This is a genomic window from Mycolicibacterium helvum (assembly GCF_010731895.1).
In the GTDB taxonomy this organism is placed as follows: Bacteria; Actinomycetota; Actinomycetes; order Mycobacteriales; family Mycobacteriaceae; genus Mycobacterium; species Mycobacterium helvum.
In genome coordinates, this window is record NZ_AP022596.1 from 5,046,651 (window position 1) to 5,060,666 (window position 14,016).

The following is a 14,016-nucleotide window of genomic DNA, read 5'->3' on the forward strand; positions in this document are numbered from 1 at the left end:
GTGCTCTCCGCACAGAACCGTGTGCCCGACCGGCCCGGCGCAGACGATCCCGGGCGGGGTCGACGGCTCGGCGTCGACGTCGGCACTGTGCGGATCGGAGTCGCGGTCAGTGATCCGGACGGCATCCTGGCCACCCCGGTGGAGACTGTGCGACGGGAGCGAACCGGCAAGCATCTGCGGCAGCTGAGCGCCCTGGTTGCCGAGCTCGGTGTCGTCGAGGTGGTCGTCGGGCTGCCGCGCACCCTGGCCGACCGGGCCGGGACGTCGGCGCAGGATGCTGTGGAGGTGGCCGACGCGCTGGCCGAACGGATCGCGCCGGTGCCGGTCCGGCTGGCCGATGAGCGGCTGACGACGGTGGCGGCCCAGCGGTCGCTGCGAGAGGCCGGCGTACGCGCCAAAAACCAGCGCGGGGTGATCGACCAGGCCGCCGCGGTCGGGATTCTGCAGGGCTGGCTGGACCAGCGCCGCAACTTCCCGGCGGGCTGGGGGTACCGCCCGGCCGAAGGCGAGGGCGAGAGCGAAGCGACCCGGGGTTCGATTGAGAGAAACGCGGGTGACGATGCCTGACGACTTCGAGCACGACCGCTCGGCACCCCTGGCGGTGGGCCCGCCGCGAAGCCGGATGAGTCGCCTCGATCGGGTTCGCGCCCGGCGAAACCGTAACCGCCGCAGGATGATCGGGGCCGCCGCGGCGGCCCTGCTGGTCGTTGTGGTGGTGGTTGCGGTGTACCTGGGCGCCAAGTTGTTCAGCAGCTCCGGTGGCGATTTCACCGGGGAGGGCAAGGACGACGTCGTCATCCAGGTCCACGATGGGGACTCCACCACACAGATCGCGCAGACGTTGCGCGACCAGAACGTCATCTCAAACGTCAAGGGATTCGTGGACGCGGCCAAGGACAACGCGGCGATCGCGGCCATCCAGCCGGGGTTCTATACCGTCCGCACCCAGATGTCGGCGTCGGCCGCGGTGCAACGCCTGGTCGACCCGCACAACCGGGTGGGCAAGCTGGTGATCCCCGAGGGGCGTCAGCTCGACGATATCGCCGAGGTTGGTTCGGGCAAGGTGACCGACGGCGTCTTCACCCTGATCTCGAAGGCCACCTGTGTGCCACGCAACGGCGAGCAGAAATGCGTGCCAGCCGAGGATCTGCGCAAGGCGGCCGAGCAGGCGCCGCCGGAGCAGTTGAACGTCCCGCAATGGGCGACGCAGCCGGTGGCCGCATTGGGCAAGAACCATCGTCGACTGGAGGGGCTGATTGCCCCCGGTACCTGGAACGTCGACCCATCGGCGTCGCCGCAGGAGATCCTGGCCAAGCTGGTCGGCCAGAGCGCGGACCACTACGTGGGTGGTGGGCTGCTGGATACCGCTCGGGCCATGAACATGTCGCCCTATCAGATCCTGGTCGTCGGTTCGCTGGTGCAGCGCGAGGCCAAGCCGCACGACTTCGCGAAGGTTGCGCGGGTGATCTACAACCGGTTGGCTGTGCCGCAGAAGCTGGAATTCGATTCGACGGTCAACTACCCGCTGGATCGTCAGGAAGTCGCCACCACCGACGCCGACCGGGCTCAGGTGACGCCGTGGAACACCTACGCCATGGAGGGGTTGCCGGCCACACCGATCTGTTCGCCCGGCCAAGAGGCACTGGCTGCCGCCGAGCGGCCCGAGCCGGGGGACTGGCTGTACTTCGTGACCGTGGACACCGAGGGCACCACCCTGTTCACCCGCGACTATCAGCAGCACCTGGCCAATATCGAGCTGGCCAAGCGCAACGGCGTGCTGGATTCCGCCCGTTAGCCATGAACGAAGTGAAGAGCGCCATCAGGTCTGCGCGCGATGACTGCGCGTAAGGCGGCGGTGCTGGGCTCGCCCGTCGCCCACTCCCAATCACCTCAGCTGCATCTGGCCGCCTATCGGGCACTGGGACTGACCGACTGGACGTATGAGCGCATCGAGTGCACGGGCGACGAGTTGCCGCGCCTGGTGCGAGGTTTCGGGCCCGAATGGGTTGGTGTCTCGGTGACCATGCCGGGCAAATTCGCCGCACTGCGCGTCGCTGATGAGCGCACCGAACGCGCCGAGCTGGTCGGTTCAGCCAACACCCTGGTCCACACCGGCCATGGCTGGCGCGCCGACAACACCGACATCGACGGGGTTGCCGGTGCGCTCGGGCACGTTCGTCACCTTCGGCATGCGATTGTGCTGGGTTCGGGCGGGACCGCGCCGGCGGCCATCGTGGCATTGGCCGACCTCGGGGCCATCGAGATCACCGTTGTCGCCCGCAACCGCGACAAGGCGGCCCGGCTGCTGGACCTCGGTAGGGCGGTCGGCGTCACCACCGAATTCTGCGACCTGGCCGAGCCGCGGCTTCCTGAGGTCGCGGCCACCGCCGACGTCCTGGTCAGCACCATTCCGGCCGCCGCGGCCGCCGCTTACGCCGGGGCGCTCGCCGGGGTTCCGGTCCTGCTGGACGCCATCTACGACCCGTGGCCCACCCTGCTGGCCACCGCCGTGCAGGACGCCGGCGGCGAAGTGATCAGCGGTCGGCAGATGCTGCTGCACCAGGCCTTCAGCCAGGTCGAACAATTCACAGGCCGCCCGGCGCCGCGAGAGCAGATGGCCGCCGCGCTGAGTTAACGTCGCCCCGATGCGCCAGTTGGTGTTCGGGGTCGTGCTGCTGTGGGCGGCGGCGTTGACGGTGTGCGACATCCGCCACCGGCGATTGCCGAACGCGCTGACGCTGCCCGGGGCGGTCACGGCGATCGCCGTTGCGGCTGGCTGCGGGCACGGGTTATCCGCGCTGGCCGGTGCGCTCGGCCTGGCGGCGTTGTATCTGGTTGTGCACCTTGCGATCCCGGCCGGTCTGGGTGCCGGCGACGTCAAGCTCGCGCTCGGCGTTGGCGGCCTGACTGGCGCGTTCGGACCCGACGTCTGGCTGCTGGCGGCACTGGGCGCGCCGGTGCTGACGGCGCTGCTGGCCGTCGTCATCGCGGTACGGGATCCGACGGCGACGGTTCCGCACGGCCCGTCGATGTGTATAGCGAGCTTGGCCGCGGCGGCCCTGGTCGTGTTTTAGCTCTCGGGCCAACCGACTGCGTCGAACACGGCGACGGGGTCGAGGTAGTCGCGCCAGCGCACGATCTCCCGATTCTCGATCGTGACGACAGAGATGAACCGGTTTGCGTAGCGGCGGTTTCCGTGGACCGTGCGGCCTTCGACGGCGTACTCCAGCACCGCGACGTTCTGGGCGGGATCGTGGTAGACGGCCAGATCGAAGCAGCGGTCCAGCCGGATGGCGGTCCCGTAGGGCCGGTACAGCTCGGCCAGTTCGTGGCGGCCCTCGATCCGGCGAGGATAACCCGGCACCGTGACCACGTATTCGGTGAGGACGTCCTCGGCCATCAGGTCGAAGAAGTGCCCCGGATCGACCAGTCCGTCGAGCCCGCGTTCGATGATCCGGAAGAACGGGTCGAGGGCGGTGAAGTCGTCCAGGTTCGCGATGGGGGATTTCACCGTTACTTGATACCTGACCACTCCGGCACGCCACCGAGAGGCCCGGTCAACCGTTCTCGGCGTCGGTGCCCGATGACGCGGTGTCGGTGAGCAGCTGGCGCAGCCGGTCCAGCGGATCACCGTCGCCCAGTCGGTGCGACGGCGGTGGCGGCGCTCCCGGGCTGGGCAGGCGATCCGGGGCGATATCGGACAACCCGTTCCCTGACCGGCCCATCGCAGGTGGCGATGGCAGTGACTCGGTGGACGCCGCTCCCGCCGGGGGTGGCGGCGGTGGGGATGGCGGCAGTACGGCACTTGGTGGTGATGACGGGCTATCAGATTGCAGCGCAGCAAGTTTCGCCTGAAGCCGGGTGCTGGCCTCAGCCCGCACCGCACGCCGGTCGGGTTGCGGATCGGTGTTGTCGGTGAAGCAGCCCGCAGGCGCGTCGGCGACGATGCTCAGCGCGTTGCGGTAGCGTTCCTGCGCCGCGGCGGCCCGGCCCGCCGATGCCGCCACGTCACCCTGTGTCTCGCGGACCAGTTCGACGTTGATCCGGACCGGACAGGACTGTTCGGCAGGTGTGCGTTCCAGCGCTCGCGAGAACTCGGCGTCGGCACTGCCGAGTTGACCGTCGAGCACCCCGGCGGCGCCCCTGGCGAACGGTGCCTTCGCCGGTTCGATCACATTGAGGACTCCCAGCATCGACGCGTCGGCGTGCAACGCCGGACCGTCGCCCCGGGCGAAACTCGACACCGCAGCATTGCCGGCCAGTGCAACGGAGATCATCTTGATCGCTGCCACCATCGCCAGCACCGCGACCGGTGTGGACCACATCAACAGCCGGCGACGCAACCGCAGCCGGGCCGGCATCATTGCCGCATCTCCCGCCGCGACGTGCGGTCGCGACGGAATTCGCGCACCGCCAGATAGATGTCGGGCAACAGCAGTATCGCGGCCAGCAGCGCGAACAGCCAGTACAGCTCGACGCGGTCGGGTGCGGGGGTGGGTTCCTCGGCGCCGCCGGCCGGGCCCACCGCGGGCAGGGCGCCGGTCACCGGCTGACCGGGATTCCGGTGCAGGTACGGCACCCCGAGTTCGTCGGCGACACGGCGCAATCCCGCCTCATTGAGCGACGAGGTCACCGGCACGCCGGATCGGGTGTCAGACAGATACGTCACCGCGCCATCCACATACGCGCCGGGAACCGGACCGCCGGCCGCAGTGCCGTAGCCGAAGACCGCCCCGCCCGACACCGCGTCGCCGACCGAGAAGCTGCCTTGGGGTGTCGTCGACCCGCCAGCACCCTCGCCGAGGTGGAACACCAGGTTCTGCGCACCCGGGTACTGCCGGGTGGCCTGGATGAGTTGGTAGCGAAGCAAATTGGCGGCGGCGCCGGCGTCCACGCGTGCGGCGGCATCAAGCGGCACACTGACATACGGCGACAGCCCGGCGATGACCGCCTTCAGGCTCCAGGTGTCGTCGGACAGTGGCCAGTCGATCACCGGTGCCGAGGCGAAGCCGACCACCGCGAACCGCGCCTGAGGGAAGGTATCGATGATCGCCGACATGTCGGTGCGGATCCCCGACATCCGCGATGCCCCGCCGTAGTCCTCGACCCGGGAGTCCACCGAACGATCGACGACGAAGAACACGTTCACGTTCGCGCCCTGGCTCGCCGCGGCCGCGTCGCGGCCGGGTGGCGGCGGTGTGGGGGTGGTCAGACCGGGGCGGGCGGCCGCGAGCACCAGCAGCAGCATCGCCAATGTGTTTGCCATCCAACGCAACAGCGCGGCCCGCCGGTGGCTGCCGGGGTGTGCGAGGATCGCAGGAAGCGTCTGCGCACGGGCACCGACGATGACGGCGGCCAGCACCAGCAGCAGTGCGGCAGGCAACACGGGTTGCGCGTTCATCGTCGCGCCACCATCAGCGCGATGCAGAGCAGGACCGCGGCGGCGAGGCCGGTGAGCAGTGACGGGTTGGGGTGATCGGGCAGTTGGCCGGTGACCCGGGCGGGGTTGGCCCGGATCGCGTCGAGATCCGCCGACAGCGTGGGATCCGGGCTGTCGGACTGCGCGGCGTGGTAGCGGAAGAACAGCCCACCGGAGCGCTGCGCGAGCGCGGTCAGCTCGACCTCACCGCGCTGCGCCGCGTCGGTGACGTCCACCCGTGCGATGGCGTTGACTTGGATACCGGCCCGTGTTGCCATATCGGCGACCTGCTGCTCGCTGAACAACCCGGGCTGATCGACCGGCCCGAACGTGCTGGGGCCCAGGTAGATCAACGACCTGCGATGGGTTGTCGGCGCGGTCCCGAAGCCGGTCATACACAGCGCGAGGGTGTCTCGCACGGTCGGGGTGTAGTTGGTATAACTCACCGTCTTGGCGAAGAACTCGGCCTGCTGGAGCCTCGGCGCCCCGAAGTCGCCGAGGCGCTGTGCCGCGTACTGGTAGTCGCGGGTCAATGGCATCACTCGCGCCGTCGGGGACGTGAGGCCGATGCGCTGGCTATCGAATGTCGTTGCCTGTCTGGCGAAGTGATTCATGAACTGAGCGGTGCCGGCATCGGTGACCGGTGCGCCGACGCACAGCATCACATCCTCGGGGTGCAGCCCGTCAAACTCCCGCCCGGTGGCCGACGGTCGTGCAGCAGTCACCGCAGCGGCGCCGAATGCGACGGCCAAGAGCACGATGGTCGCCGCGGCCGACAGTGTTTCCCGTCGCCGGATCCGCACGTATTCAGGCAGCGCGGTGAGCCGGTCGACGTGCGCCAGCGGTCGTAGCCGACGGTCGGCCCGCGCGTTGGGCGCCACCGCCGCGATGACCACGCAGGCGACCACGCAGACCAGCCCCGCCAGCGCGACCGGCCACCACCTCAGGTCCACGACCGAATCAGCTCCTCGGCTTGTAGGCCCAGCCGGTCGGGGTCCGCATCGGCGCTCTCATCAAAGCGCGCGTCCCGCAGCGCCGCGATAAGTGGGGCGGCCGGTGCGAGTTCGCCGCCGGCGATCTCGTCGACGTGGAGGTATTGCGCCCCTATTCCGGTGACGTGGTGCAGGAAGCTGCGCACGGTATGGCTCATCTTGTCGTAGGCCTGCGCATCGGAGAGTTCCCCGCGCCGCCGCTGCCCGCTGATGTGCCGGATGCTGCCGGCGAACCGCCTGCGGGTCAGGCGAGCCTGCACAACCCGCAGCGCCGGGATCCTCCGAAGCCGAGAAGTCGGCAGGGTGGCCACGAAAACGGCCGTGTACCAACCAACCACGGCCAACAGCAGAATCATGGCAAGCCACGGCCACCACGACCAATAGGGCGTCGGGCCGCCGACGTAGCGCAGCAGGTCACCCGGCACGGGCGAAGACCTCCGCCATCGCGGTGAGCCGGGGACGGATCTCGTCGCTGCGGCCGATCGTGGTGAAGGGGATTTCGAGGTCGGTCAGGAACGCCTCCAGCCGCACACGCCGTTGTTGTTCGGCGCGCCGGTAGGCTGCCTCGACCCGACGGCCAAGCCGAGTCCGGTTGGGCACCAGGGCCCCGGTAGCCACGTCGTAGCCGTCAACCCCGCCGCTGACCGCGGGCATATCGGACACAAAAGCCCACAGCACATCGTGGCGGGCGGCCAGCTGCCGGGTGACCTCGCTGAGACCGGCATCCACGTCGGGTTCGTCGGACACCACGACCACCAGCATTCGGCGGCGATAATGTGTTGCCACATAACGCAATTGATTCTCGATACCACTGATTCCCGGGCTGGTCGTGGCGTGCCGGTAGAAATGGTCGAGCAGGCCCTCGACGTGAGTTTCGCCGCGGCCGCCGCGGATGCTCACACAACCCCGGGCGTCGCCGTACACCATCCCGATCTCGTCCGAGCGGCCCAGGGTGATCAGACCGAACGCGCCCAGGATCGTTGCCGCCACATCACGTTTGATCTCGCCGCCGGCCGCCAGCGCCGTCATGTTTCGGCCCGCGTCGGCCACCAGCAAGATCTTGTGGTGCTTTTCGGACACGAACCGCTTGATCAGCACGGTGCCCGATCGCGCGGTGGCCTTCCAATCGATATCGCGGACGTCATCGCCGGGCACGTACGGCCGCAGGTCGTCGAATTCCATGCTGCGGGTGTGCAGCAGCGCGTATCGGCCCCCTTCGAGAAGCCCTCGGGTGTCCCTGCCGAAGTGCCGTTTGGCCCGGTTGAGATGGTGACCCACGCCGATCCTCAGGGCACTCGTACCGCGTGCAGGATGGCGTCGATGACGGTCTCCGCTGTGACTCCGGTCGCGGCCGCTTCGAAACCCAGGATCAACCGGTGCCGCAGGATCCGGTGGGCGAGTTTGGCGATGTCGTCCGGGATGACGTGCCCGCGCCCGGACAGCACCGCCAGCGCGCGGGCAGCCCGGCAGAACGCGATCGTCGCGCGCGGGCTGGCGCCGTACTCGACGAGCCGGGCCAGCTTGGGCTGCAGATACTGCTGCGGGTCGCGGCTGACCGCGACGAGCTCACTGGCGTAACGCATCAGTGCCGGATCCATCTGTACCCCGCGCACGACCCGCTGGAGGACGCGGATGTCGGCGAGGTCGATCACCGCGCCGCCACGCCGGTCCTTGTCGTACAGGCCGGCGTCCATCCGGCGGAGCATCTCTACTTCCTCCGTCACAGAGGGGTAGCTCACGACATCCTTGAGCATGAACCGGTCGGTCTGGGCCTCCGACAGTGGATAGGTGCCTTCTTGGTCGACGGGGTTCTGGGTGGCGACCACCAGGAACGGCTCCGGGATGGGGTAGACCGTGCCGGCAATGGTGGTCTGTCGTTCCTCCATCGCCTCGAGCATGGCGCTCTGCGTCTTCGCGCTGGAGCGGTTGATCTCGTCGAGTAGCACGACATTGGTGTGCACCGGACCCAACTGGGTGACAAACGAATTGCTCGTGGCTTCATACACCTGGGTACCGATGATGTCGCTGGGCAGCAGGTCGGGTGTGCACTGGATGCGCTGGAAACCGCCGTGGATGGATTCGGCGACCACCCGCGCGGCGGTGGTTTTGGCCAGCCCGGGAACGCTCTCGATCAGCACGTGGCCGCCGGCAGCCAGCCCGATGAGCAGCGATTCCCGCAGGTTGTGCTGGCCGACGACGGTCGTGGAGAACGCGGCCGACACCGCATCCACGGTGTGTCGGGCCCGGTCGAGGTCGCCTCGGTCGGTGCCTAGTTGTGCCGTGGTCATCAAAGCCTTTCGGTGCGGTTGCAGACTCCGAATACCCGCCGCGCGAGTGCCGAACACCCCGCCACCTCACGGGCTAGGGCGAAAGCAGATTGGGTCTGCCGAGACCGGCGTGGGAAGATGGGACGCGTGTTGCGATGGACGACCGCCGGTGAATCCCACGGCCGCGCGCTGGTAGCCGTGGTCGAGGGCATGGTCGCCGGTGTGCAGGTCACGTCGACGGACATCGCCGAACAGCTGGCTCGCCGGCGCCTGGGTTATGGCCGCGGCGCCCGGATGAAATTCGAACAGGACCAGGTCACCGTGCTGGCCGGGGTTCGCCACGGCACCACCCTGGGCGGCCCGATCGCCATCGAGATCGGCAACACCGAGTGGCCCAAATGGGAAACCGTGATGGCGTCCGATCCCGTCCCGGCCGACGAGCTGGACGTGGCGCGCAATGCGCCGCTGACCCGGCCCCGGCCCGGCCACGCTGACTTCGCCGGCATGCTCAAGTACGGCTTCGACGACGCCCGCCCGGTGCTCGAGCGGGCCAGCGCCCGCGAGACCGCCGCGCGGGTCGCGGCCGGCACCGTCGCCCGGTCCTTCCTGCGCCAGGCGCTCGGCGTCGAGGTGCTTTCGCACGTCATCTCGATCGGCGGATCGGCGCCCTACGACGGACCTCCACCGGCCGCCGGTGATCTGGCCCGTATCGACGAGAGTCCGGTCCGAGCGTCAGACAAGACGGCCGAGGCCGACATGATCGAGCAGATCGAGGCGGCCAAACGCGACGGTGACACCCTGGGCGGCGTCGTCGAGGTCGTCGTCCACGGCCTGCCGATCGGCTTGGGCTCGTTCACCAGCGGTGACAACCGGCTGGACAGCCAGCTCGCCGCCGCGGTGATGGGCATCCAGGCCATCAAGGGCGTCGAGATCGGTGACGGCTTCGAGACCGCGCGCCGCCGCGGCAGCCAGGCCCACGACGAGATGTACCCCGGACCCGACGGCGTGGTCCGCTCCACTAACCGGGCCGGTGGCCTGGAGGGCGGCATGACCAACGGCCTTCCGCTGCGGGTGCGGGCGGCGATGAAGCCGATCTCCACGGTCCCGCGGGCGCTGGCCACCGTCGACATGGCGACCGGCGACGAGGCGGTGGCCATCCACCAGCGCTCCGATGTGTGCGCGGTGCCCGCCGCCGCCGTCGTCGTCGAGACCATGGTCGCGCTGGTGTTGGCCCGCGCGGTGCTGGAGAAGTTCGGCGGCGACTCGCTGTCGGAGACCCGGCGCAACATCGACGGGTACCTGCAGGCGGTGGCCGAGCGGATGCCGTCCGATTCGCCAGTGCGGGTGTCGGGGTAGCGCGATGGCGCCGAAGGCCGTGCTGATCGGGTTGCCCGGCTCTGGAAAGTCCACCATCGGGCGGCGGCTGGCCAAGGCGATGGGCGTGGCGATGCTGGATACCGACGCTGCCATCGAGGAGAAGACCGGCCGCACCATCGCCGATATCTTCGCCAACGAGGGCGAGAAGGAATTCCGCCGCATCGAAGAAGAGATCATCCGCGACGCGCTCGAGTCCCATGACGGTGTGCTGTCACTGGGTGGGGGTGCCGTCACCACACCCGGTGTGCGCGATGCGCTCGCCGGGCAGACAGTGATCTTCCTGGAGATCAGCGCGGCCGAAGGGGTTCGCCGCACCAGCGGCAACACCGTCCGCCCGCTGCTTGCCGGACCCGACCACGCCGAGAAGTACCGCATGCTGATGAACCAGCGGGTCCCGCTCTACCGGCAGGTCGCGACCATCCGGGTCAACACCAATCGCCGAAACCCCGGTGCCGTCGTGCGCCACATCATCACGCGCATGGAAAACCCGCAGCCGTCCCGTCGACGCAGACCGCCGTGGCGCCGTTCGCCGTCGGCAACCGAAAACCGTTCCACCCCAAAACCACCGGATGAGCCGGTGGAGTCCACCCCGGTCACGCCCGCCACCCCGGCGGCGCTGGCCGCACGCCGCGCCGGAGTTCGCAAATGACCGATACCACGCCGGTGACCATCGAGGTCGCCGTCGATCCGCCCTACCCGGTGATCGTGGGCACCGGCCTACTCGGCGAGCTCGGTGAGCTGCTCGGCGGCCGGCACAAGGTGGCGATCTTGCACCAGCCGGTGCTGAACCAGACCGCCGAAGCCATCCGGGCGCACCTATCTGACAAGGGCGTCGACGCCCACCGCATCGAGATCCCGGACGCCGAAGCCGGCAAGGATCTGGCCGTGGTCGGGTTCATCTGGGAAGTTCTGGGTCGCATCGGAATCGGCCGCAAGGACGCCTTGCTGAGCCTCGGCGGTGGGGCGGCGACCGATGTGGCCGGGTTCGCCGCAGCGACCTGGCTGCGCGGCGTCGACATCGTGCATGTCCCGACCACGCTGCTGGCCATGGTCGACGCCGCCGTCGGCGGCAAGACGGGGATCAACACCGAGGCGGGCAAGAACCTCGTCGGCGCCTTCCACCAGCCGGCCGGTGTCCTGGTCGACCTCGCGATGCTGGAAACGTTGCCGCGCAATGAACTCGTCGCCGGAATGGCCGAGATCGTCAAAGCGGGTTTCATCGCCGACCCCAAGATCCTTGACCTCATCGAGGCCGACCCGCAGGCCTCGGTCGACCCGGCCGGAACGGTGCTGCCCGAGCTGATCAGGCGGGCCATCGCCGTCAAAGCCGAGGTGGTGGCTGCCGACGAGAAAGAGTCGGCACTGCGCGAGATCCTCAACTACGGACACACTTTGGCGCATGCCATCGAACGCCGGGAGCGCTATCGGTGGCGCCACGGCGCGGCGGTCTCGGTGGGACTGGTGTTCGCCGCGGAGCTGGGCCGGCTGGCCGGCCGGCTCGACGACGCCACCGCCAAGCGGCACCGCGATGTGCTCATGGCGCTGGGATTGCCGGTCAGCTACGAGCCTGACGTGCTGCCCGAACTTGTCGAGATCATGGCTGGTGACAAGAAGACTCGCTCGGGGGTGCTGCGATTCGTGGTGCTCGACGGGCTGGCCAAGCCGGGACGGCTGGAAGGCCCGGACCCGGCGCTGCTGGCGGCGGCCTACGCGGAGGTGTCGAAGTGACCACTGTTCTCGTCCTCAACGGACCCAATCTCGATCGGCTGGGCCGCCGCGAACCAGAGATCTACGGCAGCACAACCTATGACGATCTGGTCATGCTGATCGAGACGCAGGCGACCGAGCTGGGCCTGACCGCGGTGGTGCGGCAGAGCAACAGCGAAGGCCAGCTGATCGACTGGCTGCACGCCGCCGCCGACGCCGGTGACCCGGTGATCCTCAACGCCGGCGCGCTGACCCACACCTCGATCGCGCTGCGGGACGCCTGCGCCGAACTGAAAGCGCCGCTGCTCGAGGTACATATCTCGAATGTGCATGCGCGCGAAGAGTTTCGGCACCACTCGTACCTCAGTGGGGTAGCCACCGGAGTGATCGTCGGGCTCGGCGTGCAGGGCTATCTGCTGGCGCTGCGTTATCTGGCCACCCTCGACGTCACCCTGGACTAGCCGGGGTGGCCGGGATGACGGGGGTGCGCAACCGGATGGCGTTGGGCGAGGCCACCGTCACCCGTGTCGTCGAAACTCAGATCCAGATGCGGACATCGCTGTTCGCCGATACCCCGGCGTCGGCCTGGGACGACCACGCCGACCTGCTGGAGCCACACTTCTGGGAGCGGGTGTCCGACCAGTGGCGGATCGCGATGCAGTCGTGGGTGGTGCAGGTCGATGGTCTGGTCGTGGTGGTCGACACCGGGGTCGGCAATGACCGCGACCGTCCGCACATGCCGCCCCTGGATCACCTGTCGACTGATTTCCTCGCCGCGTTCACCGCGGCCGGCTTCGACCCGGCGGCCGTCGACATCGTGATCAACACCCACCTGCACACCGATCATGTCGGCTGGAACACCCAGCTGGTCGACGGCCGATGGGTGCCGACGTTCCCCAACGCCCGCTACGTGATGCCCGAGCCGGACTATCGATTCTTCGGTCCCGGGGGATCCGGGGAGAACGACGGCATGCGAACGGTGTTGGCCGACAGCGTGATTCCGGTGACCGATCAGATCCAGCTGTGGACCGACGACCTCCAGCTCAGTCCGTCGCTGCGGCTGCGCCCGGCCGCCGGACACACGCCAGGGTCGTCGGTGCTGTGGCTCGACGCGGGCAGCCCAGCGGTGTTCATCGGTGACCTGACGCACTGTCCGATCCAGATTCGGCGACCCGACGACGCATGTGCGTTCGATGTGGACCCGGCCGCCGCGAGCGGCACCCGTCGGCGGGTGTTCGGCGAGGCAGCCCGCGCCAATGCGACGGTTTTTCCGGCGCACTACCCCGGCCACGGTGCCACGGCCATCGTGGCGAGCGGCGACGGTTTCGACGTCGGCGGCTGGGCGCCGATGGACGCGATCTAGCCGACCGAGTGGTGACTAGCGGGTGCTGGCCACCGAATTGCAGATCGCGGTCGAGACCAGCGATGGAACCACGTAGGTCAGCACCAGGGCGAAGATGACCAATCCCATGTTCGGGGTCGTCAGCCAGTCTTTGGGAAATCGGTTGATACTCATCGTCAGCCAGGCTCCGACGATCGCCAGCGCCGTCATGCCGACAGTGGCGAATCTGATCGCCCGGAGCGTCAGAACGGTCGGTTGTTCGACGTCGAGCAGTGACTTTCGCAATGCTCGGGTGCGTACGTAGACCAAAGCGAGGTCACCCAGGATGATTGCGGCCGCGGAGGTCGTGATGATTCCGACGACCCAGAGGGGCGGACGCTCGCCATACATGAAATGCAGGTAGTCGATCGACGTCTCGCTGAGCACCAGCGTCATCGCCATTGCCGATGCGAAGGTGAGCCAGCCGCCGAGATCAGCCAGAAAGCAGTAAGCGCGGATTTCCTCGGGATCGTCGACCGTGGATTTGCTCACCGCATGGCTCGCCAACATCCAGCCGAGTCCGCCGAAAAGGGCCGTCGTACCTGCGGCCAACATTCCGGTCGCCACCGCTCCCTGCGTCCATGCGATCGCGCAGACTCCGCGTCGATCACCGTCGTCGGGCACCACGCTGCCGCTGATGATGCTGAACAGGTAGCTGTCCAGCATCAGAATGAGCACAGCTGACGAAAACAGCGCGATTGTGTGAATGGATTCTCGGCCTCTGCGGTCGAACAAGAGCGCGATCGCGGTGATGAGAAAGCCGCCGAGCACCCCCGCGAGCTGCGAGATCGATGGTGCCGAGGTGAGCATGCTCCACTGGTCGGAGCTGCAGGACGGATCGAGATTCACGAGTCTGCGATCCTAGTGAGGTGC

General features: G+C 68.3%; 17 protein-coding genes. 9 read left to right on the top strand and 8 right to left on the bottom strand.

What is annotated here, in order from left to right; translation table 11 throughout:
- From ruvX to G6N38_RS23780, 4 genes are read left to right on the top strand one after another with little or no spacing between them, the layout of a single operon-like run.
- Nucleotides 1-567, top strand: coding sequence for a Holliday junction resolvase RuvX (gene ruvX / locus G6N38_RS23765; RefSeq protein ID WP_163750426.1), 567 nt, complete (start codon nt 1-3; stop codon nt 565-567).
- The gene (locus G6N38_RS23770; RefSeq protein WP_163752322.1) at nt 560-1,795 is read left to right on the top strand and encodes an endolytic transglycosylase MltG; all 1,236 of its coding nucleotides are present in this window, start codon (nt 560-562) and stop codon (nt 1,793-1,795) included. The genes ruvX and G6N38_RS23770 overlap by 8 nt, the downstream gene beginning before the upstream one ends.
- Before the next feature lie 39 nt (nt 1,796-1,834).
- Nucleotides 1,835-2,635: a shikimate dehydrogenase gene (locus G6N38_RS23775; protein WP_163750427.1), complete on the top strand. Its 801-nt coding sequence runs from the start codon at nt 1,835-1,837 to the stop codon at nt 2,633-2,635.
- A gap of 10 nt (nt 2,636-2,645) precedes the next feature.
- On the top strand, nt 2,646-3,074 hold the full coding sequence (locus tag G6N38_RS23780) for a prepilin peptidase (protein ID WP_163750428.1): 429 nt from the start codon (nt 2,646-2,648) through the stop codon (nt 3,072-3,074).
- Here the strand turns inward: G6N38_RS23780 and G6N38_RS23785 are convergent.
- From G6N38_RS23785 to G6N38_RS23815, 7 genes are read right to left on the bottom strand one after another with little or no spacing between them, the layout of a single operon-like run.
- Entirely contained in the window at nt 3,071-3,511 is a 441-nt protein-coding gene (locus G6N38_RS23785; protein ID WP_163750429.1) for a nuclear transport factor 2 family protein, read from the bottom strand. The genes G6N38_RS23780 and G6N38_RS23785 overlap by 4 nt on opposite strands.
- Before the next feature lie 46 nt (nt 3,512-3,557).
- Entirely contained in the window at nt 3,558-4,364 is an 807-nt protein-coding gene (locus G6N38_RS23790; RefSeq protein ID WP_246227399.1) for a hypothetical protein, read from the bottom strand.
- Entirely contained in the window at nt 4,361-5,401 is a 1,041-nt protein-coding gene (locus G6N38_RS23795; RefSeq protein WP_163750430.1) for a VWA domain-containing protein, read from the bottom strand. Before G6N38_RS23795 ends, G6N38_RS23790 begins: the two co-directional genes overlap by 4 nt.
- Nucleotides 5,398-6,372 (bottom strand): hypothetical protein, encoded by a 975-nt coding sequence (locus G6N38_RS23800; RefSeq protein WP_163750431.1) that lies wholly within the window; start codon nt 6,370-6,372, stop codon nt 5,398-5,400. The genes G6N38_RS23795 and G6N38_RS23800 overlap by 4 nt, the downstream gene beginning before the upstream one ends.
- Nucleotides 6,363-6,836, bottom strand: coding sequence for a hypothetical protein (locus tag G6N38_RS23805; RefSeq protein WP_163750432.1), 474 nt, complete (start codon nt 6,834-6,836; stop codon nt 6,363-6,365). Before G6N38_RS23805 ends, G6N38_RS23800 begins: the two co-directional genes overlap by 10 nt.
- Complete coding sequence (locus G6N38_RS23810) at nt 6,826-7,689, bottom strand: DUF58 domain-containing protein (RefSeq protein ID WP_163750433.1); 864 nt, start codon at nt 7,687-7,689, stop codon at nt 6,826-6,828. Before G6N38_RS23810 ends, G6N38_RS23805 begins: the two co-directional genes overlap by 11 nt.
- 8 nt (nt 7,690-7,697) lie before the next feature.
- Entirely contained in the window at nt 7,698-8,699 is a 1,002-nt protein-coding gene (locus G6N38_RS23815; RefSeq protein WP_163750434.1) for an AAA family ATPase, read from the bottom strand.
- Between the two features lie 126 nt (nt 8,700-8,825).
- Between G6N38_RS23815 and aroC the strand changes: the two genes are divergently transcribed.
- Genes aroC through G6N38_RS23840 form a run of 5 tightly spaced genes read left to right on the top strand, consistent with a single transcriptional unit; the run spans nt 8,826 to nt 13,125 of the window.
- A complete protein-coding gene (aroC, locus tag G6N38_RS23820; protein ID WP_163750435.1) occupies nt 8,826-10,034 on the top strand; it encodes a chorismate synthase in 1,209 nt (402 codons plus the stop codon).
- A gap of 4 nt (nt 10,035-10,038) precedes the next feature.
- A complete protein-coding gene (locus G6N38_RS23825; RefSeq protein ID WP_163750436.1) occupies nt 10,039-10,704 on the top strand; it encodes a shikimate kinase in 666 nt (221 codons plus the stop codon).
- Complete coding sequence (gene aroB, locus G6N38_RS23830) at nt 10,701-11,783, top strand: 3-dehydroquinate synthase (RefSeq protein ID WP_163750437.1); 1,083 nt, start codon at nt 10,701-10,703, stop codon at nt 11,781-11,783. Before G6N38_RS23825 ends, aroB begins: the two co-directional genes overlap by 4 nt.
- Nucleotides 11,780-12,223, top strand: a complete 444-nt coding sequence (gene aroQ, locus G6N38_RS23835; RefSeq protein WP_163750438.1) for a type II 3-dehydroquinate dehydratase — start codon at nt 11,780-11,782, stop codon at nt 12,221-12,223. The genes aroB and aroQ overlap by 4 nt, the downstream gene beginning before the upstream one ends.
- A 14-nt stretch (nt 12,224-12,237) precedes the next feature.
- Nucleotides 12,238-13,125: an MBL fold metallo-hydrolase gene (locus tag G6N38_RS23840; RefSeq protein ID WP_163750439.1), complete on the top strand. Its 888-nt coding sequence runs from the start codon at nt 12,238-12,240 to the stop codon at nt 13,123-13,125.
- 15 nt (nt 13,126-13,140) lie between these two features.
- Here G6N38_RS23840 and G6N38_RS23845 read toward each other — a convergent pair whose 3' ends face one another.
- Nucleotides 13,141-13,992 carry a hypothetical protein gene (locus G6N38_RS23845; protein WP_246227401.1) on the bottom strand — a complete coding sequence of 284 codons (852 nt, stop codon included), beginning with the start codon at nt 13,990-13,992 and terminating at the stop codon, nt 13,141-13,143.
- Nucleotides 13,993-14,016 lie beyond the last annotated feature (24 nt).